This window comes from Corynebacterium sp. CQ3829_602738 (assembly GCF_054478435.1).
Genome location: NZ_CM137003.1, coordinates 543,896 through 566,218, shown reverse-complemented (window position 1 = coordinate 566,218; position 22,323 = coordinate 543,896). Strand labels below are relative to the sequence as shown.

23 protein-coding genes and 2 pseudogenes are annotated in these 22,323 nt (G+C 63.8%); 12 read left to right on the top strand and 13 right to left on the bottom strand.

What is annotated here, in order from left to right:
• Window positions 1-154: 154 nt before the first annotated feature.
• Window positions 155-286 (bottom strand): annotated as a pseudogene (locus tag ACX1NL_RS02705) (citrate/2-methylcitrate synthase); the annotation flags it as partial.
• Between the two features lies 1 nt (window position 287).
• Here ACX1NL_RS02705 and ACX1NL_RS02700 point away from each other — a divergent pair.
• Window positions 288-539, top strand: a pseudogene (locus ACX1NL_RS02700) (short-chain fatty acyl-CoA regulator family protein); the annotation flags it as partial.
• A gap of 31 nt (window positions 540-570) precedes the next feature.
• Here ACX1NL_RS02700 and ACX1NL_RS02695 read toward each other — a convergent pair.
• The 4 genes from ACX1NL_RS02695 to upp all read right to left on the bottom strand — a co-directional run bounded on the left by ACX1NL_RS02695 (window position 571) and on the right by upp (window position 4,575).
• Window positions 571-1,977, bottom strand: coding sequence for an NAD(P)H-quinone dehydrogenase (locus ACX1NL_RS02695; RefSeq protein WP_370642116.1), 1,407 nt, complete (start codon window positions 1,975-1,977; stop codon window positions 571-573).
• Window positions 1,978-2,042: 65 nt separating this feature from the next.
• The gene (locus tag ACX1NL_RS02690; RefSeq protein ID WP_458898538.1) at window positions 2,043-3,224 is read right to left on the bottom strand and encodes an amidohydrolase; all 1,182 of its coding nucleotides are present in this window, start codon (window positions 3,222-3,224) and stop codon (window positions 2,043-2,045) included.
• Between the two features lie 198 nt (window positions 3,225-3,422).
• Window positions 3,423-3,833, bottom strand: a complete 411-nt coding sequence (locus ACX1NL_RS02685) for a helix-turn-helix domain-containing protein (protein WP_239357045.1) — start codon at window positions 3,831-3,833, stop codon at window positions 3,423-3,425.
• A 106-nt stretch (window positions 3,834-3,939) separates the two neighbouring features.
• On the bottom strand, window positions 3,940-4,575 hold the full coding sequence (gene upp, locus ACX1NL_RS02680; protein ID WP_458898537.1) for a uracil phosphoribosyltransferase: 636 nt from the start codon (window positions 4,573-4,575) through the stop codon (window positions 3,940-3,942).
• 86 nt (window positions 4,576-4,661) lie between these two features.
• Between upp and ACX1NL_RS02675 the strand changes: the two genes are divergently transcribed.
• The 5 genes from ACX1NL_RS02675 (at window position 4,662) to ACX1NL_RS02655 (ending at window position 9,719) form a co-directional block, all read left to right on the top strand.
• Window positions 4,662-4,943: a hypothetical protein gene (locus tag ACX1NL_RS02675; RefSeq protein ID WP_458898536.1), complete on the top strand. Its 282-nt coding sequence runs from the start codon at window positions 4,662-4,664 to the stop codon at window positions 4,941-4,943.
• Window positions 4,940-6,010, top strand: coding sequence for a C40 family peptidase (locus tag ACX1NL_RS02670; protein WP_458898535.1), 1,071 nt, complete (start codon window positions 4,940-4,942; stop codon window positions 6,008-6,010). Before ACX1NL_RS02675 ends, ACX1NL_RS02670 begins: the two co-directional genes overlap by 4 nt.
• 10 nt (window positions 6,011-6,020) lie before the next feature.
• Window positions 6,021-7,259, top strand: coding sequence for a hypothetical protein (locus ACX1NL_RS02665; RefSeq protein ID WP_458898534.1), 1,239 nt, complete (start codon window positions 6,021-6,023; stop codon window positions 7,257-7,259).
• Window positions 7,260-7,328: 69 nt separating this feature from the next.
• Window positions 7,329-8,465 (top strand): trimeric intracellular cation channel family protein, encoded by a 1,137-nt coding sequence (locus ACX1NL_RS02660; protein WP_458898533.1) that lies wholly within the window; start codon window positions 7,329-7,331, stop codon window positions 8,463-8,465.
• Entirely contained in the window at window positions 8,466-9,719 is a 1,254-nt protein-coding gene (locus ACX1NL_RS02655) for a D-alanyl-D-alanine carboxypeptidase family protein (RefSeq protein WP_239357048.1), read from the top strand.
• Here the strand turns inward: ACX1NL_RS02655 and ACX1NL_RS02650 are convergent.
• Together ACX1NL_RS02650 and trpS are read right to left on the bottom strand one after the other, a co-directional pair.
• Window positions 9,679-10,773 (bottom strand): YhjD/YihY/BrkB family envelope integrity protein, encoded by a 1,095-nt coding sequence (locus ACX1NL_RS02650; protein WP_239357049.1) that lies wholly within the window; start codon window positions 10,771-10,773, stop codon window positions 9,679-9,681. The two genes, ACX1NL_RS02655 and ACX1NL_RS02650, sit on opposite strands and share 41 nt — an antisense overlap.
• Window positions 10,774-10,850: 77 nt before the next feature.
• Window positions 10,851-11,861 (bottom strand): tryptophan--tRNA ligase, encoded by a 1,011-nt coding sequence (gene trpS / locus ACX1NL_RS02645; RefSeq protein ID WP_181889904.1) that lies wholly within the window; start codon window positions 11,859-11,861, stop codon window positions 10,851-10,853.
• A gap of 83 nt (window positions 11,862-11,944) precedes the next feature.
• Between trpS and ACX1NL_RS02640 the strand changes: the two genes are divergently transcribed.
• From ACX1NL_RS02640 to ACX1NL_RS02620, 5 genes are all read left to right on the top strand, one after another.
• Window positions 11,945-12,358, top strand: a complete 414-nt coding sequence (locus ACX1NL_RS02640) for a hypothetical protein (protein ID WP_143339012.1) — start codon at window positions 11,945-11,947, stop codon at window positions 12,356-12,358.
• On the top strand, window positions 12,355-12,516 hold the full coding sequence (locus ACX1NL_RS02635; protein WP_101494221.1) for an RNA helicase: 162 nt from the start codon (window positions 12,355-12,357) through the stop codon (window positions 12,514-12,516). Before ACX1NL_RS02640 ends, ACX1NL_RS02635 begins: the two co-directional genes overlap by 4 nt.
• Before the next feature lie 2 nt (window positions 12,517-12,518).
• Window positions 12,519-13,196 carry a type 1 glutamine amidotransferase gene (locus ACX1NL_RS02630; RefSeq protein WP_311389191.1) on the top strand — a complete coding sequence of 226 codons (678 nt, stop codon included), beginning with the start codon at window positions 12,519-12,521 and terminating at the stop codon, window positions 13,194-13,196.
• 276 nt (window positions 13,197-13,472) lie between these two features.
• Window positions 13,473-13,715 (top strand): CopG family ribbon-helix-helix protein, encoded by a 243-nt coding sequence (locus ACX1NL_RS02625; RefSeq protein WP_311389192.1) that lies wholly within the window; start codon window positions 13,473-13,475, stop codon window positions 13,713-13,715.
• A complete protein-coding gene (locus ACX1NL_RS02620) occupies window positions 13,702-14,046 on the top strand; it encodes a type II toxin-antitoxin system PemK/MazF family toxin (RefSeq protein WP_458898532.1) in 345 nt (114 codons plus the stop codon). Before ACX1NL_RS02625 ends, ACX1NL_RS02620 begins: the two co-directional genes overlap by 14 nt.
• Window positions 14,047-14,052: 6 nt before the next feature.
• On the opposite strand, the gene bsaP is transcribed toward ACX1NL_RS02620, so the two are convergent.
• The 3 genes from bsaP to ACX1NL_RS02605 all read right to left on the bottom strand — a co-directional run bounded on the left by bsaP (window position 14,053) and on the right by ACX1NL_RS02605 (window position 16,340).
• Window positions 14,053-14,256, bottom strand: a complete 204-nt coding sequence (gene bsaP / locus ACX1NL_RS02615) for a biotin synthase auxiliary protein BsaP (protein WP_070475997.1) — start codon at window positions 14,254-14,256, stop codon at window positions 14,053-14,055.
• A gap of 32 nt (window positions 14,257-14,288) precedes the next feature.
• A complete protein-coding gene (gene bioB / locus ACX1NL_RS02610; RefSeq protein WP_448230536.1) occupies window positions 14,289-15,350 on the bottom strand; it encodes a biotin synthase BioB in 1,062 nt (353 codons plus the stop codon).
• Window positions 15,351-15,425: 75 nt separating this feature from the next.
• Window positions 15,426-16,340 (bottom strand): exodeoxyribonuclease III, encoded by a 915-nt coding sequence (locus ACX1NL_RS02605; protein ID WP_239357056.1) that lies wholly within the window; start codon window positions 16,338-16,340, stop codon window positions 15,426-15,428.
• A gap of 60 nt (window positions 16,341-16,400) precedes the next feature.
• Between ACX1NL_RS02605 and ACX1NL_RS02600 the strand changes: the two genes are divergently transcribed.
• Window positions 16,401-18,587, top strand: a complete 2,187-nt coding sequence (locus ACX1NL_RS02600; protein ID WP_458898531.1) for an NADP-dependent isocitrate dehydrogenase — start codon at window positions 16,401-16,403, stop codon at window positions 18,585-18,587.
• 374 nt (window positions 18,588-18,961) lie between these two features.
• Here ACX1NL_RS02600 and ACX1NL_RS02595 read toward each other — a convergent pair whose 3' ends face one another.
• Genes ACX1NL_RS02595 through ACX1NL_RS02585 form a run of 3 tightly spaced genes read right to left on the bottom strand, consistent with a single transcriptional unit; the run spans window position 18,962 to window position 22,298 of the window.
• Window positions 18,962-19,729 carry a helix-turn-helix domain-containing protein gene (locus tag ACX1NL_RS02595; RefSeq protein WP_308536620.1) on the bottom strand — a complete coding sequence of 256 codons (768 nt, stop codon included), beginning with the start codon at window positions 19,727-19,729 and terminating at the stop codon, window positions 18,962-18,964.
• Complete coding sequence (gene ccmA, locus ACX1NL_RS02590; RefSeq protein ID WP_308536619.1) at window positions 19,729-20,343, bottom strand: heme ABC exporter ATP-binding protein CcmA; 615 nt, start codon at window positions 20,341-20,343, stop codon at window positions 19,729-19,731. The genes ACX1NL_RS02595 and ccmA overlap by 1 nt, the downstream gene beginning before the upstream one ends.
• Complete coding sequence (locus tag ACX1NL_RS02585; protein WP_308536618.1) at window positions 20,340-22,298, bottom strand: hypothetical protein; 1,959 nt, start codon at window positions 22,296-22,298, stop codon at window positions 20,340-20,342. The genes ccmA and ACX1NL_RS02585 overlap by 4 nt, the downstream gene beginning before the upstream one ends.
• Window positions 22,299-22,323: the final 25 nt, after the last annotated feature.

Genomic DNA, 22,323 nt, shown 5'->3' with positions numbered 1-22,323 from the left:
GGTTTCCTTTCACAAAGGAAGTTCTTGCGGTCATACGGATAGGACAAGTTTAATACAGATCACATCATTTTCGTGGCTCTTTGGGGGACGGCGTGGGGGTGGAAAAACGCGGGCCGCCGACAAGCGGCAGTCCGCGTTTCGGGGGTAAAGAAATCTAGCGCCCGATGTGGCGCTCCTCCGGCCCGTTGTAGGCGGACAGCGGACGGATCAGCGAGTTGTTCTCAAACTGCTCGATGATGTGCGCGGTCCAGCCGGTGATGCGCGACATCACGAACAGCGGGGTGAACTACGCCGCCGCCGTGACCATGCCGTACGCGGAGGTGCTTACCGCGGCGAAGGAAACGCGCTACGACATCGACGTGGTCTCCGCCCGCTTCGGCACCGGCTTCGAATCCACCTGCCAGCGCCTAGGCGCCCTGCAGCGGCCCGGTGCGAAGGCGGTGCCGTTCGTGTTCATCCGCACCGACCGCGCGGGCAATGTGTCCAAGCGCCAGGCCACGGCGGGGTTCCACTTCTCTCGCCCGCGCACGAAGTGTCCGCAGCGGGCGTTCCCGGAGTACTAGTCCAGGCCTAGTCCAGATCGGTGTTGGTGACCAGGCGGCGCGCTGCCTCGGTGATGGAGCCGGACAGCGACGGGTAGACCGCCATGGAGCCGGCGAGCTGGCGCACGGTGAGGTTGTTGGCCACGGCGATGGTCAGCGACAGGATCAGCTCGGAGGCGGTCGGCGCGACGATCACGCCGCCGAGCACCTGGCCGGAGCCCTTGCGGGCGAAGATCTTGACAAAGCCGTACTGCAGCGAGCGCATCTTCGCGCGCGGGTTGGTCGCCAGCGGCAGCTTGTAGATGTCGGCGTCGACCTCACCGTCGCGGATCTGCTGTTCCGTCACGCCCACTGCCGCGATCTCCGGGCGGGTGAACACGGCGTTGCCCACCGTCTTCAGGCGGATCGGGGTCACGCCCTCGCCGAGCGCGTGGTCCACGGCGATGCGGCCCTGCTGCGCTGCCACGGACGCCAGCGGCATCAGGTCCGTGCAGTCGCCGGCGGCGTAGATGCCGGAAACGTTAGTGCGGGAGACGCGGTCGACGTGGATGTGACCGGACGGGGTGACCTCCACGCCCGCGGCCTCCAGATTGAGGTCGGCGGTGTTCGGGATGGAGCCGATGGACATCATCACGTGCGAGCCCTCGATGGCGCGGCCGTCGGTGGTGTGCACGACCACGCCGTCGCCGGTGTTTTCCACGCGCTCCACGCGGGCGTCCTTTTCCAGCTGCACGCCGCGGTCCGCCAGCACGTCCTCGAGCACATCGGCGGCGTCGGCGTCGTCGTGAGGCAGAATGCGGTCGCGCGAGGCCACCATGGTCACCTTCACGCCGAGCTCGGCGAACGCGGAGACGAACTCCGCGCCGGTGACGCCGGAGCCAACCACGATCAGGTGGGTGGGCAGGTCCTTCAGGTCGTACATCTGGCGCCAGTTGAGGATGCGCTCGCCGTCCGGCTCCGCGCCCTTGAGCACGCGCGGGCTCGCGCCGACGCACACGAGCACCATGTTGCAGGTGATGGTCTCCGTCGACCCGTCCGCGGCCTCGACCTCGATGTTGTGGGTGGTGTGGCCCTTCTGCTCGTCCGCAAAGCGGGCACGGCCCTCGATGAAGCGCACGCCGCCCTGCTCAAGCTGCGCGCGAATGTCGTCCGACTGCTTGCCGGCGAGCGACTTCACGCGCTCATTGAGCGCCAGCAGCGACAGCTTCGAATCCCCTAGCGCGTGGCTCAGTCCCATGTCGTCCGCGCGGCGCAGGTCGTTCTTAATGTTCGCGCCCGCAATGAAGCTTTTCGACGGCACAACGTCCTTCCGGATCGCTGAGCCGCCCGCGCCGCTGTCCTCGACGATGGTGATGTCCGCACCGTACTTGGACGCCATCAGCGCAGCCTCGTAGCCGCCCGGGCCTCCACCGATGATGACGATCTTCTTGGACAAAACAGCACTCCTCATGGGTCGGGTGACAGGGAACCAAACTGGGAGACAGTCTACCCAGAGAACTTCTATTCTTCGCCCGGGCGGAAGTACTCCTCCACGATGGAGCCGAACAGGCGAACGCCGACGCCGAGCGCGCGCTCGTCCACGTTCAAATTGCCCTGGTGCAGATCCTGGTAATCACCTTCCCCACTCCAGGCGCCAAGGCGCATCATTGCACCAGGCACGTGCTCGAGGTACCAGGAGAAGTCTTCCCCGCCGCTGGATTGCGGGGCGGACACCACCGACTGCGGGTCCACCGCGCGCGCTGCCTCGACGGCCAGCGCTGTCGCGGCATCGTCGTTAAGCACAGGCGGCACCCCACGGATGTAGTCCAGGTGGTAGGTGCAGCCCGTCGGCGCGACAACCAGGTCGATGAGGTCCGTGAGCAGGTCCTCGATCTCGCGCCAGGTGGTGATGTCTGCGGTGCGCAGCGTGCCCTCGATAAGGCCCCGCTTCGGAATCGCGTTGGCGGCGTCGCCCGCCTCCGCATGCCCGAACACCAGCACCGTTCCCGTGCGCGGGTCCACCCGGCGTGACAACAGCCCCGGCAGTTGAGTGATCAGCGCACCCATGGCGTAGACCACGTCCGCGGTCAGTTGCGGGCGCGAGGTGTGCCCGCCGGGGCCGTGGACCTCGATGCGGATCACGTCGGACGCCGAGGTGATCGCACCGGTTCGCACACCGATCTCGCCGACCTTGATGTGCGGCTCGGCGTGCACGGCGTAGATCGCGGCAACACCCTCGAGCGCGCCCCACTTGATCACGTCCAGGGCGCCGCCGCCCATGACCTCTTCCGCGGGCTGGAAAATGATGCGCACCGGGTGCTCCAACTCCACCGTGGACAGCGCGCAGGCGAGTGCCAGGGCGACGGAGGTGTGGATGTCGTGGCCGCAGGAGTGGGACACCCCCGGGTTTGAGGACGCGAAGCTCAACCCCGTCTGTTCAGGCACGCGAAGCGCGTCGATGTCCGCCCGAAACGCCAGGCGCTTGCCCTCCGCGGGGCCTAAGTCCACGTACAGGCCAGTGCCCGGGAAACGCACCGGGTGCAAGCCGTAGCTCTCCAGCGTCTCCGCCAGAAAATCGGTGGTGGAGACCTCCTCGTTGGACAGCTCCGGGTGGGAGTGGATGTGGCGGCGCCAGCCGATCACGCGTTCCTGGTTTTCGCTGAACCAGCGATCCACCGCAGCGGCGATACCGGCGTTATCCACGTGCGCTCCCCTTTTTTGTCATCTTCGGTTATCGGGTTTTGCTGACAAGAGTGTACGCGCACCTGCCGCAAAGTAGACAAAGCGGTGCGGAAGGTGTTGTTACGGCGGCTCACATGAGACCGACTACTCCCAGGAGGCCCGCGCGGAGATGGCCGACGAAGGCGTAAGCGAAGCGGACGTCGAAGCCGCCACGGGCCGCTAGAACGCCGGCGTGCCCTGCGGCGCGCCGCGGCGCAGGTACGTGTCGTGGAACCGGGCGGTGTCCTGCGCGCTGCGCGGCCACTGGAACCTGATCGGCGCCGGGGCATCCATCCCAGATGCCTCAGACATCAGGAAACAGCCCTCGACGTTTTCCGCCGCGCCGGGCAGCAGCGCCGCCGGCGGCACCTGCAGCGCGGAGGCGAGCCGGTAGCACGTGCTCAAGGTGGGGTCGGCCACCTTGGAGTTGTAGTCGTTGCGCTCCAGATTCGAGATCAGCGAGCGCGACACGCCCGCCAGCTCCGCCAGGCGCGTTTGGCTCAGCCCCCGCATGAGCCGGATGGCGCGCACGCGCTCCCCCAGCCCGAGTGCGTAGCTCGCCCAGTGCGATTGCGGCAGTACTTCCCCCATGGTCTTTCCCCCGTTTACGTCGGCGCTCCCCAAAGCGGTCAACCAGTTACGCCACGCAATGTAGCGCGGGATTGACGGCGGCGCTACCGGAGGAACGTCGACAAGCTTAAAGCTCGATGTTGCGCGGGCCGTAGAGACGATCGCCCGCGTCGCCCAGACCAGGGACGATGTAGGCGTCCTCGTTGAGCGACGGGTCGATGGTGGCGGTGACCAGGCGCACCGGTCCGCCGTGGGCCTCCAGCCTGTCCACGCCCGGCTGCGCAGAAACCATGCAGATGCACGTGATGTCGTCCGCGCCGCGCTCAACCAGCAGGTCGATGGCGTGCAGCAACGAGCCGCCGGTGGCCAGCATCGGATCCACCAGGAACACGGGCTGGCCCGACAGGTCCTGCGGCAGGGCCTCCAGGTAGGGCACCGGCTCGTGGGTAGTTTCGTCGCGCGCAAGCCCGATGAAGCCCACCTGCGCGTCCGGGATCATCGACAGCGCCGGGTCGATCATGCCCAGGCCCGCGCGGATGATCGGCACGATGATCGGCGGGGTGGCAAGGCGCGCGCCGCGGGCGGTGGCGACGGGGGTTTCGGTGTCGAACTCCTCCACCTTGAGGCCGCGCGCCGCTTCGTAGATGAGCATCGCACCCAGGTCCGCCAGCGCCGCGCGGAACGCCGCGTTGTTGGAGCGCTTGTCGCGCATGATGGTCAGGCGGGACGCGGCGAGTGGGTGGTTGACAACCGTGATATCCATGCGGCTCATGCTAGTTCACTCCGCGGGGCGCGGAAATATTTTTCCCCTCGAGGGAACCGGGGCAGTGTTTTCAGCGTCAAATGGCCATGACTGTTTTCCACATTGATTCCGCTGCCGTATCCGCCATGACCGAGTCGCTGCGCGACGACGCAGCACGTTTGCAATTGCTTCACGACGTTTCTGTGCCCGCCACCTGGCCACTCGGCGAATTCAGTGCCGCGGTGAGCGAGTCCATCGCCAAAGCCAACACTGATGCAGAGGCACTGCGCGCCGAGGCCCACCGCATTGCATCTGTGATGGACCTGGCGGTGGACGCCGCGGCAGCTGTAGACACCTGCACTTGCCAGAAACTGGGGGCGACGCTATGAGCCCCCTGAAGACCGACGTTGGTAGCGCAATCGACCTGTTGCACCGTTTCGCCGGCCCGGGCGGCGCCAGCCTGGACGTCCACGGCACAGCCAGCATGCTGGCAAGACTTTTGCCCTTTGATCTGCCCACCCTGCCGGGCTTCAGCATGCCGGACTTCAAGGATTTCGATCCGCTGGCCGCCGTGGCCAACACGTCCGGGGCATCGCGCGTCGGCGCCGCGGCAGACCTGGCGGACTACCGCGCAACGATCAGCGACGGGGTGCTGCGCGGCGGTGTGCTGATTGGCAGCGCCGCCTTTGATCTGGCCACCATTGCCGGAGGGCTCGTCAACAAGGCGGTGGCGGCGCCCGCGATCGCCGCCTCGCCAGCGGGCCTCATCGGCGCCGCCGCCTACGTGGCCGGAATCATCGCCGACGCCATCGCTGACGCCATGAAAGTGCTTGATGCACTGGAAAAAGAACTTCGCCAAATCGCGGACACGCTCACCTCCGCCACTTCCGCAGCGTCAGACCGCGTCATGCCCGGCGCCGGCCCGGCGACCGAGAAAGCCCACGGGGAGTTGCAGCGCCTCGCCTCCCTGGTCGCGCCTGCTGTCGAAGCGGCGCCTGCACCCGCGCCGCCGGCGGTGAAACCGGCCTCCGCCGTCGCCCCGCCACCACCGCCGGAACCTGCTGCAGCGGCTGCCCCACCGCCGGTACCTGCTCCGGCGCAAGAGTCGGGATCCGCTGTCGGCGCAGCCGCCGTCGAGGCCGCGAAAAGCCAGATCGGAACCCCGTACGTGTGGGGCGGGGCCGCACCCGGCGGCTTCGACTGCTCCGGGTTGACCTCCTGGGCGTACCAGCAGGCGGGTCTGGAAATCCCGCGCGTCGCCGCGGACCAGGCCGTAGGCAGGCAGGTGTCGTATCAAGAGTTGCAGCCGGGGGATCTGGTGCTGTGGTCCGGGCACGCCGCCATGTACGCGGGTGACGGGATGATGATCGAGGCGGGCAGCCCCGTGCAGATGAACCCGGTGCGCACAGAGAATCTGGGCATGACCTTCCGCGGATTCTGGAGGCCGACCGGCTAAAGTTTCCCGCATGACTACGCGCGCGATTCTCCCCGTCAAGATCTCCCTGACCGAGGGCGACTTCTACACCCTGTGGGCACCCACCTGGAAAGAAAAGGGCAGCGAGTGGCAGGCCTTCCTCGGCGACGACCAAGCCGTGCTGGCCTTCCACTCCCCCGAGGAGCTCCTGGCCTACCTGGAAACGACCAACGCCCACGACCTGGCGGACCACCCAAAGTGGCAGGAGTTCCAGGCCCAGGGCGACGACCGCGTGGTGCCCAACGACAAGCAGTACTTCGACATCATCGGCGCACCCGAGTTCCTGGCCGGCCGCCCGAGCCACGAAAACGTCTCGCGCCTGTCGCGCGTGTTCCAGATCTCCCGCTCCCTCGCGGATGTCGCCTCCGCGGAGCAGGCGCAGATTTTCTTCGCCTCCCACTCCATCCTGGGCAACGTCAGCCGCGGCTCCGACCACTACGCAGGCGAAAACGGCCTGTCCGAGTGGTCCGGCGTCGGCCGTGTTGTGCTGGCGAACTGGGAGAATGTGGTCAAGTCGTTGGATGAGTCTATCCGTGTCGTCGATACGCAAGAGCTCGACGCCGAGCGCGTCGCAGCCGCCGGCACCGCTATTGCCGCCGCCACCGAAGCCCGCGCCGCTGCCGCCGAGCAGGCGCGCGCGGACGAGGAGGCCCGCGCCGCCGCGGAAGACCCGTACGACTCCTCCGCGTGGGGCCGCGCCGGCATCGACCCGGTGAAGATCTCCATCCAGGGCCAGAGCGTGTACACGCTTCGCACCTACCTCCGCGGAGCACCAGTGTTCTTGGGCAAGTATGGCGAGATCATCACCTTCCCATCCACCAAGCACCTGGGCCGTTGGATCCTGGAAAACGACGACCACGACCTGGCTGGCGTGTCCACCTGGCAGGACCTCATCGACACCGCCAACGCCGGCGAGCTGAAGGTGGAGGTCCACCCGGACAACTCCTATTCCTTCAACGGCATCGCCGCCGACATCAACAAGGGCACCGACGCGGTTGACACCGCGCAGATGTCCAAGGCCTACGAGCTGCTCGCGGACGCCGCGGACTGGGCGCAGGACGACTCGCTGAACTCCCTGCTTCTGGCCAACCCGCGCATGCAGGACTACCTGGCGTACATGCTGGGCTCCACCCGCGCCGCAGGCTACGTGCCGTCCGCGCCGTTCACCGATAAAGCGGAGGCGTGGACCGAGATGGAAAACCAGCTGATCAAGCGTTTCTCCAAGTTCTAAACCGCTTCGCCGTTGCCCCTGGGCATCCCAACATGCCCGACAAACGTGCCACCTTTACAATTTCCAGCTATGGCAGTGGACCAGGTCGACCCCCTCATCAGCTCCATCTATCACTGGATGGACGTCTCCGGCGTGCTGCTGATGGGCATCATCGGCGGCACCCTGGCCCGCCAGCTCGGCTACGACATCGTGGGCTTCTTCTTCATCGCCATGCTCTCCGCCCTCGGCGGCGGCATGCTGCGCGACGTGCTGATCAACCAGGGCACCGTCGCTGCGATGAGCCAGCCGGAGTACCTCATCCTGGCGTTCACCGGCGCGCTGGTCGCCCGGTTCACCTACTTCAAGGGCAAAGCGTGGGAGCTTTTGCAGTCCCACGGCGACGCGCTGGTGTCCTCCCTGTGGGCGGCCACCGGCGCGTCCAAGGCCATCCAGTACGGCCTGCCGGTTTTGCCCACGATCATGATGGGCGTGTTCACCGCCACCGGCGGCGGCATGATCCGCGACGTGGTCACGGGCCGCGAACCCAGCGTGTTCGGCGGCAACCAACCCACCGTCATCCCAGCGGTGGCGTGCGCAGTGATCATGTTGGTGAGCAACGCCACCGGCTTCCTCGCGCTCGGCATGGTCATCGGCCCCGTGGTCAGCTTCGCGTTGTTCCTCGCCGGTTACTGGGGCAACTGGCGCGTTTCCACCGACTCCGAGTTCGCGCCCGTGAACGCCACGGTGAACATGACGGCCACGCAAGTCGCGCACCTGGCCAAGAAGGCGGAGAACAAGTCGCGCGCGGTGGCCCGCGAGCTTGAGCCCACCCGTGTGCGCTCTTGGCGCCACCGGCAGATGGAAAAGGCGCTGCAGCGGCGCATCGAGGCGGAGATCCGCAAGGGCAAGCGCCCGGCGGAGGCGGTCAGCGACGCGGACGATTTCCTCACCGAGTTCACTACCCAGTTCCCCGCCATCGACGCCGAGGTGCTGGCGGAGGCCGTGGGCACCACGCCGCAGGGCGCGGCGGAAGACGAGAGCCTCTTCGACAGCATCGGCGTGGATTTGGCCGGCGATTCCTACGAGGACGAGGCCGCGGAGGAGCCGGACCCGGCCGAGACGGAGGCGATGCACGCCGACATGCTGGATATCATTCTCTCAGACGAGGCCCTCACCGACGAGCTCATCGAGCGGCTCGCGGCCCGCTACGACCAGAAGGATTCCTAGATGAAGCGTGCGCTCGCAGCTGCCACAGCATTGAGCTTTTGCTTTGCGACGGCAGCTCACGCCCAAGACGCCGAAACCCCGACCGAAGCCACCTCCTCGGCCGGCCCGACCGTCGGCTACTACGACGAGGGCGGCAACTGGGTCCCGCCCAGCCGCGGCCGCGCCCCCGACACCGACAACTGCCCGCAGGCCACCTGGCCGCCGGAGCCGGTGTCCACCTCCGAGCGCGCCGCGTCCTCCCCTTCCCCGCTGCCCGTGCTTTTCGACGGCCCCTGCGGCATAACCGCAGCCGACGGCTACCAGGTCCCCGACGGCGTGGTCGCCTCCTCCTGGCTGGTGGCCGACTTAGATTCCGGCGACGTGGTGGCGATGAAGGACCCGCACGGGCGCTACCGGCCCGCCTCGATCATCAAGGTGCTGCTTGCCCTGACCGTCATTGACGAGCTGCCGCTGGACCAGAAGGTCGAGGTCTCCGCCGAATCCGCCGGCCAGGAAGGCTCCGCCGCCGGCATCGGCGAGGGCGGCGACTACACCGTCGAAGACCTGCTCACCGGCCTGCTGCTCTCCTCGGGCAACGACTGCGCCCACGCGCTCGCCCAAGCCCTCGGCGGCGACGAGCTCGCACTCGGCAAGGTCAACGCGCTAGCCAAGAAGCTCGGCATGGCAGATACCCGCGCGACGTCGTATTCCGGCCTGGACGGCGCCGGGATGTCCACCTCCGCCTGGGACATGGGCCTGGCCTACACCGCGGCGTTCGCGGACCCCACCTTCGCCCGCATCGTCGACACGGAGCACACCACCTTCCCCGGCTTCGACGACTTGCCGGCGTTCGAGCTGTGGAACGACAACCAGCTCTACCTCAACGACCCGGACGGCATCGGCGGCAAGACCGGCTACACGGACGACGCCAACCACACGTTCGTCGGCGCCGTGAACCACGAGGGCCGCCGTCTCGTGGCGGTTGTGCTGGACACGTCGGCCTACGACCACCGCCCCTGGGAGCAGGCGCAGATGCTGTTGCACGAGGCGTATGGGGTGCGAAGCTCCGTCGCAAAGCTTGAGCCCCTCGCTGAAAAGGCCCCCGAAACGACAACGGCCGCCCCCACCCCCGCACCTGCGCCTGAGCAGGCTGGGGAGGAGACGACCTGGAACCGCTGGTGGTCCTACCTGATTTTGGCGGCCGTGCTCGCGCTTGCGGCGCTGGCCACCGCGTTTAGTCTCGGGACAGCAGAGAAACCACGCCGACGCCGATAGCGCCCAGCGCCGCGCCGACGCCCAGCGCCTTGCCCGACGGTTTGGACTCCTCCCTGCCGCGAACCGCGCCCGCGCGGACGTTGATCACGGCCGGCTCCGGCACCTCCGCCGGCGCCATCGCGAGCGACTCGTCGGTGGTGGCAGTCCACGCCGCGACGTAGAGCACCACGCGCCAGACCAAGTACAGCATGACCATCAGCGTGATGATCGGGCCGAAGATCGCACCCGCCGGGCTACCGGTGGCCGAAGAAATGACCAGGCCGGCGAACTGCTGCAGGATGGCGAAGATGACCGCGCCGAGCAGCGCGCCCTTCAAACCGGACTTCGCCGGCACCTTCGTGCGAGGCATGTACATGTTCACCCACAGCATGACCAGGAAGCTGGCCAGCACGCTGACCAGGAAGCCGACGAGCCACACCACCGCGCGGGAACCCGGGAAGTCGCCGATGCCCAGGCGGTCCATGGCGGTGCTGGTCCAGCTGGACAGGCCCACCGCGGTCACCGACGTGGCGACCAGGAACAGCACGATCAGCACGATCAAGCCGACCAGGTCCGCGAGCTTCTTGGTCACGAAGTTGCCGCCCTCATTCGCGTCCACCTTCCACATCGCGGACACGCCGACGCGCAGGTTGTTCATCCAGCCCAGGCCGGACCACAGGGTGGTGAGCAAACCGATGCCGGCCACGGCGCCGCGCTGGTCGATGGCGGTCTCGACCAGCTCGTTGACCATGTCGCCCAAGTCCCCGTCCAGGGAATTGGTGATTTGGTTTTGGATGTCGTCCATCAGATCCGGGCGGGCGTTGAGGAAGAAGCCGAGTCCTGCGAAGACCAGCATCAGCAGCGGGAACAGCGCCAGCACCGAGAAGTAGGTGATGCCGGCGGCCATCTGGTTTCCGCCTTGCGAGCCGAAACGCTCATTCATGCGCAGCACGTGGCCGGCGGCGGGAGACTTCTTCTCCACCTTCGCCTCAAAGCCGCCCTGCTGCTGCTTCGAGGCGCGCTCAATGCCGTGTTCGTCGGTGTACGCCTTGCGCGGCGCGGTCGAGGTAGCCATCGACGTCCCTTCAACTATGTGTCATTTACCAAACACATCGTAGAGGAGGCTGTGCGACGGTGACGCGAGGTGCGGACCTAGCGCTTCGGGGCGAGGAAGCCGACCTTGTCGTACACGTCCGCCAGCAGCGGGGCCGCGACCTCGCGGGCACGCTCGGCGCCGCGGGCCAAGATGGATTCGAGTTCTGCGCGGTCGGACATGAGTTCGTCGAAACGGGCGCGCAGTGGCGTCGTAAAGCTTTCGAGTGCTTCTGCGGTGTCGACCTTGAGCGCACCGTAGCCCTGACCCTCGTAGCCTGCGACGATGTCGTCGATCGGCTTGCCGGTCAGCGCGGACTGGATGACCAGCAGGTTGGACACGCCCGGCTTGTTTTCCTTATCAAACGCGATCACGCCGTCGTTGTCGGTGACGGCGGAGCGAATGCGCTTGGCGGAGGTCTTCGGCTCGTCGAGCAGGTTGACAATGCCCTTCGGGTTCGCGCCCGACTTGGACATCTTGGAGGTGGGGTCCTGCAGGTCGTAGATCTTCGCCGCGCCCTCGACGATCATGCCCTCCGGCACGGTGAAGGTCTTGCCATAGCGGGAGTTGAAGCGCTCCGCCAGCGTGCGGGTCAGCTCCAGGTGCTGGCGCTGGTCCTCGCCCACCGGCACGAGCTGCGGGGAGTACAGGAGGATGTCCGCGGCCATGAGCACCGGGTAGGTGAACAGGCCCACGGAGGTGCGGTCCTGGCCCTGCTTGGCGGACTTGTCCTTGAACTGCGTCATGCGGCTGGCCTCGCCGAAGCCGGTCAGGCACTGCAGCACCCAGGTCAGCTCGGCGTGCTCGGGCACGTGCGACTGCACGAACAGGGTCGAGCGCTCCGGGTCGATGCCGAGTGCGATCAGCTGGGCGCAGCCGGCGAGGGTGCGGTGGCGCAGCTCCTCGGGGTCCTGGTCCACGGTGATGGCGTGCAGGTCCGGGATGAAGTAGAAGGCGTCGTAGCCGTCCTGCAAGTCGATCCACTGCTTCAGCGCACCGAGGTAATTACCCAGGTGGTAGGAGTCGGCGGTGGGCTGGATTCCGGAAAGCACGCGTTGCATGGGGTTCATAGTAGTGGGCCGGTGCGGGGAGGGAACCGGTGGCGGTGCGGGCGCGTCTAACTCTTTAATGCCGTCCACAGAAGGAGTACACGTTGGCTCTTACAAAATCAGACAGACCTTGGTTGCTTACAGCGCTCGCAGTTGCTGTTTCTCTCGGATTTGCTGTCAGTAATGCAACACGTTCGGCCGAAGAAGCCTGGATGGTGCTCGACTTCGCGTCTCGCATCATCGGGCCTCTTGGAGCTGCTTGCATTGCTTGGCTCGGGGTTTCGCAAACACTCGATAACTCGCAAAAGCTGGACCGTGTTAAGGAGTGGCACACGATGCTTCGCTGGGCGACTGACATGTGCAACGCCTCGAGCGAGCGTGAAGTTGAGGCGGGGATTGCTATTCTCGATTCCATCGACAGGCAGTCGGAAATCCCTGCCGACCAGCACGAGGTAATCGACGCGATCTTGACCGCCGTGTTCCGAAATCCCAACACGCCTTTTGAGGAGCAGCGATGACAGCCCGATCCAAAGCTAGAGAAATTCAGTCTCCGAAGCCGGAGTTTTCCCGGAGCCAGATCGCCGCGGCCAAGCTCATCGTGAAGCGCGATAAGGAAGGAAAAGGCAAGGTTCCCATTACGCCGGACATTCTCCGCGCAGCATCCTTCGACCTCTAGCCATGCGCATCACCGTTCTGCAGCCCGATTCGTTCGCGCCACTGCAACGCCTCGGCCCGTGGCTCGAGCGCGCCGGCGCCACCCTGCGCACCGTCGATCTCGGGGAGCCATTGCCTATGGACGCCTCCGGCGACCCCCTCATCCTCCTCGGTGGACGCGCAGATGCGCTGGACACGCACGCGTCGCCGTGGCTACCGGCGGTGCACGAGCTGCTGCACAGCGCCTTTGAATCGGGCACGCCCGTCCTCGGCATCTGTTTGGGCCATCAGATCATCGCCGACTGTTTCGGCGGCGAAGTTTCCGTCGGCCTGGTGGCGCAGGACGAAGAAGGCGCTACGCAGGTGACGTTGACCGACGCCGGTGTGGACGATCCCCTGCTCGGCCCCCTCGGCGCAACCTTGATGGTCGAGCAATCCCACCACGACGCGGTAGTCACGCTCCCTCCCCGCGCGACGCTCCTGGCATCCAGCGAGCGCTGCCCGATCCAGGCCATGCGGCTGGGGTCGATCGTCTCGGTGCAGTTCCACCCGGAGTGCTCGCCGGAGGTTGCCGGCCAGTGGGCGGCGAACGGCGGCCACGACGGTGCCGCGGTCGAAGCAGAGCTGCTGCGCCACGACGACCATCTCACCCGCACCGGCAAAATACTCGCCGAGGGTTTCGTCGCCGCGGCCCGCGCTTAGCGCTGACGGCTCTGGTCGCCGCTGTGCCCCCGCTCTCCGTCCCCGCTCCGGCCCAAGTTCCGGCCCCCACTTCCGAGGATGCTTACTCAAGGACGATTACTTCTCGAGTGGCGCGCTCCACAACCGCCGACCGCACTCGAGAAGTAAGCATCCTTGGGTAAGCATCTAGGCGGGGTAAGCATCCTGGGGTAAGCATCTGGGTCTGCCTGCCGGACCACGTCCCGCGTCGCAAGGAAGCCCTTCCTAATCAGCACCACGACAAGTACGATTCAGAGTATGAAAAATGGTACGAGAATCAGTGTGAGTTTGGGTCGGAACGAGCTCAAAACCCTGGATAACCTCGTTTCCGAGTTGGATTTGCGTTCTCGATCTGAGGGGATGCGCGAAGCGATCCTCGCCCTCCAGCGGGAATCACTCGCTAAAGCGTATGAAGAATGCTTCTCCGACCCGGAATGGAAAAAAGAAGCTGCCCTTTGGGATTCACTCGCTGATGAAGGGCTAGAGAATGCTTCGCGGTGAAATTCGCCTCGTCGATTTCGAACCGGCGGTCGGACAGGAAGCCAACAAGACACGGCCCGCCGTGATCGTCAGCAACGACACCGCGAATCAAGGCGCAGCGATACACGGCGGAATGATTGCCGCCGTGCCGCTGACCTCAAATACGTCGAGAGTCTTCCCGTTTCAGACATACGTCGATTCCGAAGAGTCCGGCCTTCGAATTGATTCAAAAACTCAGCCGGAACTCATGCGTTCAGTGTCGGTCATGCGAGTCGGCAGGCGAGTGGGACGGCTTTCTCCCCGCCAAATGATGGAACTCGACGAAGCTATCCGCATCCACCTCGACCTTTAACGCCCCTTACCGCTCCACCCACTCGGAGCGCAGCAGGCCGTGGCGAGAGCAGGCCGCCTCCCACGCCATCGGCGAGATCTTCACCACCATGCGGCGGCCGCACAGCGGGCAGATGCGCGGGGCATCGTAGGGGCGGGCCGGGTCGAGCGGCCAGGCGATCTCGCCGGACAAAACGGCGTCGGCGAGATCGGTGTTGTCGGGAATCTTCATGCGCGGAAAAACCTAGCGGAACCTAGCGAAGATTACAGCGACTTGATGGTGTCGTAGAGCACGCCGTGGCCGGAGTTGGCCTTCTCGCCCACCGGGGTGATGCCCAGGTTCACGCCCGGCGTAGCACCCTCCATCACACGGTCGACTGCGTCGCGGTCCTTCTCCATCGGGCGGCCGAAGGTGGTCAGGTAGTTGCCGCCGATGATGGCGTTGGCGCCGCCCATGAGGCCGGCTTCGGTGCCGTCGTCGCCAAGCGCGAGCTCCGTGCCACCCGCGAAGCGCAGCTGGGTGGACGGCATGGCCAGGCGGAATGCGGCGACGGCGCGCAGCGCCTCGCCCTGCGGGACCAGCGGGCGGTCCGCGAACGGGGTGCCCGGGCGCGGGTCGAGGAAGTTCATCGGCACCTCGTGCGGCTGGATTTCCGCGAGCTGCACGGCGAACTCGGCGCGCTGTTCGATGGTCTCGCCCAGGCCGATGATGCCGCCGCAGCAGGTTTCCATGCCCTCTGCCAGCACGTTTTCCAGGGTGTCCTTGCGCTCCTGCCAGGTGTGGGTGGTGACCACGTTGGGGAAGAACGACTCTGCGGTTTCGAAGTTGTGGTTGTAGCGGGACACGCCCATCTTGGCCAGCTGACGGGCCTGGTCGCGGGTGAGGATGCCCAGGGAGGCGGAAATGGAAATGTCCACCTCGTCCTGGATGGCGGTGACGGCTTCGGCGACCTGGTCGAGCAGCTGCTGTGTCGGGCCCTTCACGGCGGCGACGATGCAGAACTCGCTCGCGCCCATCTTCTCGGACTGCTTGGCGGCTTCCACCAGCTCGTTGATGTCCAGGGTCACGGCGCGCACCGGGGATTCGAACAGGCCGGACTGTGAGCAGAAGTGGCAGTCCTCGGGGCAGCCGCCCGTCTTCAGGGAAATGATGCCCTCGAGGGAGACGTCCACGCCGCAGTGCTTGATGCGCACCTGGTGCGCCAGGTCGAGCAGTTCCGGCAAGCGCTCGTCTTCGATGTTGAGGATCTGGACGAGCTCCTCCTGGTTCAGGCCCTCGCCGTTTTCCAGGGCCTTTTCGCGTGCGATGTCAAGGATGTCAGTCATTACTGGACTCCGTTCTTGGTGGTTCACGTCACAAGTAGGTGTCAGTGTAGCCCGTCCTTGAACGGTGTTCAGCATTTAGCGGTATTCAACCAAAAGTGGCGAGTGGTCGGACCACCGCTGCTCCACCGTCGGCGCCTTGTCCACCCAGGTCCGCTCGGCGCGCTCGAGCATGTTCGCGGTGGCCGCCTGCACGTCGATGCGCCAGCCCGCGTCGTTGTTGAACGCCTGCCCGCGGAACGTCCACCAGGTGTACGGCGCGTCCTCCGGGTGCAGCCTGCGCGCCACGTCGAACCACTTCGGGGAGCCATTCGCTTCTCGACGGCCCTTGGACACGTACTCCACAGCGCCCGCCCACACAGCGTCTGCCTTGACGTCTAAGTCCTGGGCTTCCTCATCCGGGAAGCAGCCGAATACCGCGTCCATGAACGCGCGCTCGTGCGGCAAGAAGCCCGACTTCTTGCGGTTGGTCTTCCAATTCTTCAGGTCCTCGCGGCGGTGGCAGATGTTCCAATCGCCGCCGATGACCATGTCCGGGTACTCGTCCGCCCACTTCTCGAGCAGCGGCTCGAACTCATCGAGGAAGCGGTACTTTTCGTCCTGCTTCGGGGTGTCGGCAGAGCCCGACGGCAGGTACAACGAGCCGACGCGGGTGCCGTCGGAAAGTGTGGCAGCGATGAAGCGTCCGGCATCTTCGAAACTGGGGATGCCGAAGGTGACGTCGTTAAGCGGAGTGCGCGACAGGATGCCCACACCCGCGCGCCCCTTCGCACCGGGGGTCTCCGCGGGGGCGACGGCGAGATGCCACCCTTCTTCGAGCGCGGGCGCCAACGCCGCGCGCGCCTGGTCGACGGTGGCGCGAACCTCCTGCATAAGCACCACATCCGCCGGGGTTTCGGCGAGCCAGGCCAGCATGCCCGGGTTGTTTTCGTTGCGGATTTTGGTGGCGGCGCGGATGCCGTTGACGTTGACCGACGCAATTGTGAGACTCATGTGTGATGACCCTAGTAGTCTGGTTGGCTGAAGTCAGACACGTTAAATCAAAGGAGCATTATGGCGAAGATCATTTGGACCCGCACCGACGAAGCGCCACTGTTGGCGACGTACTCCCTCAAGCCGATCGTGGAGGCCTTCGCTTCCCGCGCCGGCATCGACGTGGACACTGCCGACATCTCGCTGGCCGGCCGCATCCTCGCGCAGTTCCCGGACCGCCTCGGCGACAAGAAGGTCGACGACGCGCTCGCGCAGCTCGGTGAGCTGGCGAAGACGCCGGAAGCCAACATCATCAAGCTTCCGAACATCTCCGCTTCCCTGGTGCAGCTGAAGAAGGCCATCGCTGAGCTGCAGGCCGCAGGCTTTGACATCCCGGATTACGAGGACGCGCAGGAGAAGTACGACGCAGTCAAGGGCTCTGCCGTGAACCCGGTGCTGCGCGAGGGCAACTCCGACCGCCGCGCTCCGGAGGCCGTGAAGAACTTCACCAAGAAGCACCCGCACTCCATGGGCGAGTGGTCCTCCGACTCCAAGACCAACGTCGCCACCATGGACGCCGGCGACTTCCGCCACAACGAGAAGTCCGTCATCATGCCGTCCGAGGACACCCTGACCATCAAATTGGTCAAGGCCGACGGTGGCGAGGAGGTGCTCAAGGACGGCCTCAAGGTTGAAAAGGGCGAGGTCATCGACGGCACCTACATGTCCGCTAAGGCTCTCGACGCCTTCCTGCTGGACGCCGTGAAGCGCGCCAAGGACGAGGGCGTGCTCTTCTCCGCGCACCTGAAGGCCACCATGATGAAGGTCTCTGACCCGATCATCTTCGGCCACGTCGTGCGCGCCTTCTTCAAGGACGTCTACGACAAGTACGGCGAGCAGCTCCTCGCAGCAGGCCTGGACGGCGAGAACGGCCTCGGCGCGATTTACGAGGGCCTGTCCGAGCTGGAGAACGGCGAGGAGATCCGCGCAGCTTTCGACAAGGCCATGCAGGACGGCCCGGCTCTTGCGCAGGTGAACTCCGCCAAGGGCATCACCAACCTGCACGTGCCCTCGGACGTGATCATCGACGCTTCCATGCCGGCGATGATCCGCACCTCCGGCCACATGTGGAACGCCGACGACCAGGAGCAGGACACCCTGGCCGTCATCCCGGATTCCTCCTACGCCGGTGTTTACCAGACCGTGATCGATGACTGCCGCGCAAACGGCGCCTACGATCCGACCACGATGGGCACCGTCCCGAACGTGGGCCTGATGGCGAAGAAGGCTGAGGAGTACGGCTCCCACGACAAGACCTTCAAGGTCCCGGCCGACGGCAAGGTCCAGGTTGTCAACGCTGCCGGCGACGTGCTGATCGAGCACGACGTCGAGGCCGGCGACATCTGGCGCGCCTGCCAGACCAAGGACGCCCCGATCCAGGACTGGGTCAAGCTGGCCGTCAACCGCGCACGCCTGTCCGGTATGAAGACCATCTTCTGGCTGGACGAGGAGCGCGCCCACGACCGCAACCTGATCGAGCTGGTGAAGAAGTACCTGGCCGACCACGACACCGAGGGCCTGGACATCTCCATCGCTTCCCCGGTCGAGGCCACCAAGACTTCGGTGGAGCGCATCCGCCGCGGCGAGGACACCATCTCTGTCACCGGCAACGTGCTGCGTGACTACAACACGGACCTGTTCCCGATCCTCGAGCTGGGCACCTCCGCGAAGATGCTCTCCGTGGTCCCGCTGATGGCTGGCGGCGGCCTGTTCGAGACCGGTGCCGGCGGCTCCGCCCCGAAGCACGTCCAGCAGGTTGAGGCGGAAAACCACCTTCGTTGGGACTCCCTCGGCGAGTACCTCGCACTGGCCGAGTCCTTCCGCCACGAGAAGAACACGAACGGCAACGACAAGGCTGGCGTCCTCGCCGCCGCGCTGGACCAGGCCACCGAGAAGCTTCTCGACGAAGGCAAGTCCCCGTCCCGCAAGGTGAACGAGATCGACGACCGCGGCTCCCACTTCTGGCTCTCCCTGTTCTGGGCAGAGGCACTGGCAGCTCAGACCGACGACGCCGAGCTGGCCGAGGTCTTCGGCCCGATCGCGAAGGACCTGCGCGACAACGCCGATGTGATTGACAAGGAGCTCCTGGACGCCCAGGGCAACGCTGCCGACCTCGGCGGCTACTACTGGCCGGACGAGGTGAAGACCTCGGCGGTCATGCGCCCGTCCGCAACCTTCAACAAGATCATCGACGCACTGGAGAAGTAATCCTCTAGGTTGATTATGCGGGCCACTGGTCCGAGCTGTCGATGCTGTCTAGCCGGCTGGCCCAGGGTTTCACACCCCGGGCCAGCCGGTTTTTGTTTGGCCAGGCTCGGAGCCCCTTTGCCCAGCCCAGCCTCGTCCTCCATCCCCAAAAGCTACCCCTACCCTAGTCACTGGGCGATGCCCACACGCCCCCAGAGCAACTGCACATTCTAATGGTACAGGGGTAACGCTCGCTGAACTGAACCGATTCTGCCGCCGCGGCTACGTTTTCGAAGCTTGGATACAACTAGTTTCGTTGAAGTGCCATTTTGCGACATCAGATCAAACAGAGGCAAGACATAAGTTTCCACAAGCTTGATCCAGAACTTGCACATTCAAACGTAGATGGATTGCTTAGCTAACGCGCTACGCCGGTTGCATCCGAATATCTCGAACAACTGCCCAATGAGCTTTCCCACCATCTTTTCGGAAGTGCCAAGTGCCGCCGCGATGTCCCTGTCGGACAACACACCGTCGCGCAGGCATTGCATCACCCGAGTTTGGAACGGCGTGAGATTCTGAGCCCGAAGCACTGTGGATACAGGGAGCCGATGGTCAAGCATCATGCCGCGATCGAGGTAGATGAGCCTCATTTCAAGAACAGTAGTGAAATTCTCGGGAGGTTGTTCACAGGTGAAGTAGGCGTTAGCTCCTGCTTCGATCGCGCCAAGAAGCGTTCGTGAGGTGTGCATGGCGTGCTCAACAAAGTACAATATTGGTGGCGATTCACTCTTCTCTGGAGAAGTAACCACCTGGTCATCTTCGACTTCGAATACATCACAGTGTGTAGTGCCGATTTCATGCGAAGACGTTACTGCGGTAGCTGTTGCCCTAACCATATCTGCAGTCGTTTTCGAGTAGGCTTCATCGGTGCCAGCGCCGTTGACTATTAACCGCCTTGACTTAGTAAACATGCATGCAGCAATCACCGGAACGGGCGCACTCTTCACGGACCCACCACCGAAATCCAGAATGTTGATATCCCTGAGACTGTTAATGCACCCCATTTCGGCCCACCCGAAGCAATCTTTCAAAGCTGCCGTTATGTTGTAATCCGCCCCAATGAAAAGGCATGGCTTCCCAGCTATATTCTTCCGCCACATCAGAGCCCAACCACCACATCTGAACTATTCGCAATATATACAGAGTGGGTGGCTACGACGACCACTGCACCACCCTGAGCAAATTGACGTAGATATTTAAGGACGAGTTGCGCGTTTGCTTCATCGAGGGCCCCGGTTGGTTCATCAGCTAACACAATCCTAGGCTGCGCGAGAATGAGTCTTACCAAAGCAATGCGCTGTTGCTCGCCACCAGAAAGCTCGCTTACCGTTCGCTTTTCAGTTCCTCCAAGCCCGACTTCAGTCAGCGCCGCTGCCATCGTCTCGCGGGAGACGCGGGGGACAGCAATCTTGATATTCTCCATCACAGAGAGATCGGGTACCAAACCATAGTCTTGAAACAGGTACCCGACGTTTGCTCGCCGAAATCTGCGACGTGCGCCCGGATTTATGGATGCGATGTCGAGCCCTTCGAACTCGATCGTCCCCGAATCCGGCGTAGTCAGTCCGCCTAACATATTGAGCAAGGTTGTTTTGCCACTGCCGGAGGGCCCTGTGAGCGCCGTGATTTGACCTGCCTTAAAGGTGGCCGTGAAATTTTGCAAAACTAACCGCTCGCCAAATGCGCAGGATATTTCGCTTACCTGAATTGTCATTGCGGTTCCACTCCTCCTCTTGCATCCCACTGCGAAGCAGCTCTGAGCATTAGCACCACAGAAACCAAAAACCATACTGCGCTGAAACCCACGACTGCGACGATGGTCAACGGTGACCATTGATTTTCAAACCCGATACTCCAGGTTGAGGGCGCGCGGCTCTCAGCTTGAACCTGATGATTGCGGACCTTATACAGCAGCCAGCCAATCGTCGCTAAGAAAAATACAACCTCAATAGCTACTGCTTCTTTTGCAACCCACCAAGGGCTTCGCCCACAAACATAGGCAACGTGGATTTTGCGCCGGTAGGTAACGCGAAAAGTAAGGACCGTGGCTCCGACCAAGACCGTCACAAGCAGGACTACCGCAAAGCCATTCAGCCCCCACAGAGCCACATTCTGCTCGGCGGCGCGAATGCTCGCGTGCCATGAGTCCTCGCGCGGCCTGAAGAAAGCAAGCGTATTCCCAGTTGCACCCTTCAACATTTGCGAAGGCACATCAGGGGAGGCAGTGAGAAGGACTTGCTGGGATACCTTCGACATCAAGTTGTGGTCCCCCAACGGGGCGAGGCCACGCGGAAGGATGACGAGAATCGGGTTATCTACTTGCGGACGGTACTCAACATCGTAAGTGAATACCGAACCCAAGCTGCATCCGTCCCGCCACTCTATGTCGGGCGCTGGTTCATTGGTATAACTAGCCTCGAATTCGAGCGAATCCTCGATCACGTTTCTCGAGTGCACAGACAACTCTCCCGGCGAGCAGACCGTCACAACAGCACCCTCCAACATCGACACTCCCGCCTGTCGCGCGAATTCCTGGTTCACTAATAGAACTGGTGCCTCTAATTCCACGGGCCATGTAATCCAATAAGGATCAACGAGGAGTACGTCTCCCGCCTCGTCGGCAACCCGGAATGGCACTGCAGTCTCTGTATCTGACCAATCTTCGAAGGCTGTGTTGACGTTCAACGCCAACTCTTGCGGCCCACGGTGCGCATACCACGCCCCCTGCAGGCGGTGACGCGCCTCAAGTTCCGCAGAAAACCCAACCAAGGTTGCAACCACACTAAGCGCAGCAACCAGGGTCACGCCGCGGACGACGGTCAGGGAATAGAGAATTGGCCGCGCGTGAATCTTGCCCTTGATGGATTGAGGTATCGATGTCCTGCGAACCAGAAGCTGCCCACTCAGGTAACCAACGAGCAAACACACAGACAGAATCACGCTGATCGTGAAATAAATTCTCCAAAATACCCAGCTCTCCGCCCACCCGTTGTAGGCATAAAGAAGGCCAGCAACAAGCAGTGGGCCTCCGAGGTAGACGATCGTAAGCGCAAATCTTTGGCGCTGAATTTCAATACGGGTCGTTTCTGCGACACTGAGCCCAAGCAGTCGATGCACACCGACCTCACGTGAGCGGGCAAGAACATGGCCTGCGCTGAGAACCAGGCACAGGAGCACAGACAAGATCAGCAGAATAGGGATAGTCGAAGATGCAAAGATCTCCGTGAAATGCCTGGTAAGAGGCACCGCGTCAAGTCCCTGCTCATCTAACCACCGTAGCAAGTGTTGCTCGTCCGCCGCCGACCCTTTGATATGGAGAGGTTGTCTCGGATCAGAGTATGGAAAGTCTTCCAGCGGATAAAATATGTCAACTTCCCCCCGTTCAAAGCGAGGCCGTTCCATCCGGCCACCGTCAGGCGGAAGCGAGGACGAGTAGACTCTTTGCTCACCACCTGAGACAGCGAGCGACGAGTAGTTAATCGCGATATCGAAGTCATTATTTCGCGCAAACTCGGCCAGCTCGGAATAGAAACTCGCGCTCTCCGAAGCGATGCGATCTGATTCCACCTGTACCCCGTACTCACCCAGGTGACCATCGATCGTTGAGTAGAGCCTCGCGCCGAGGAAAGCCACAGTAGTCGCCAGAATAGCCGTGGCGAATATCCCCACGGCTAATAGGCTTGATCTCAGAAAG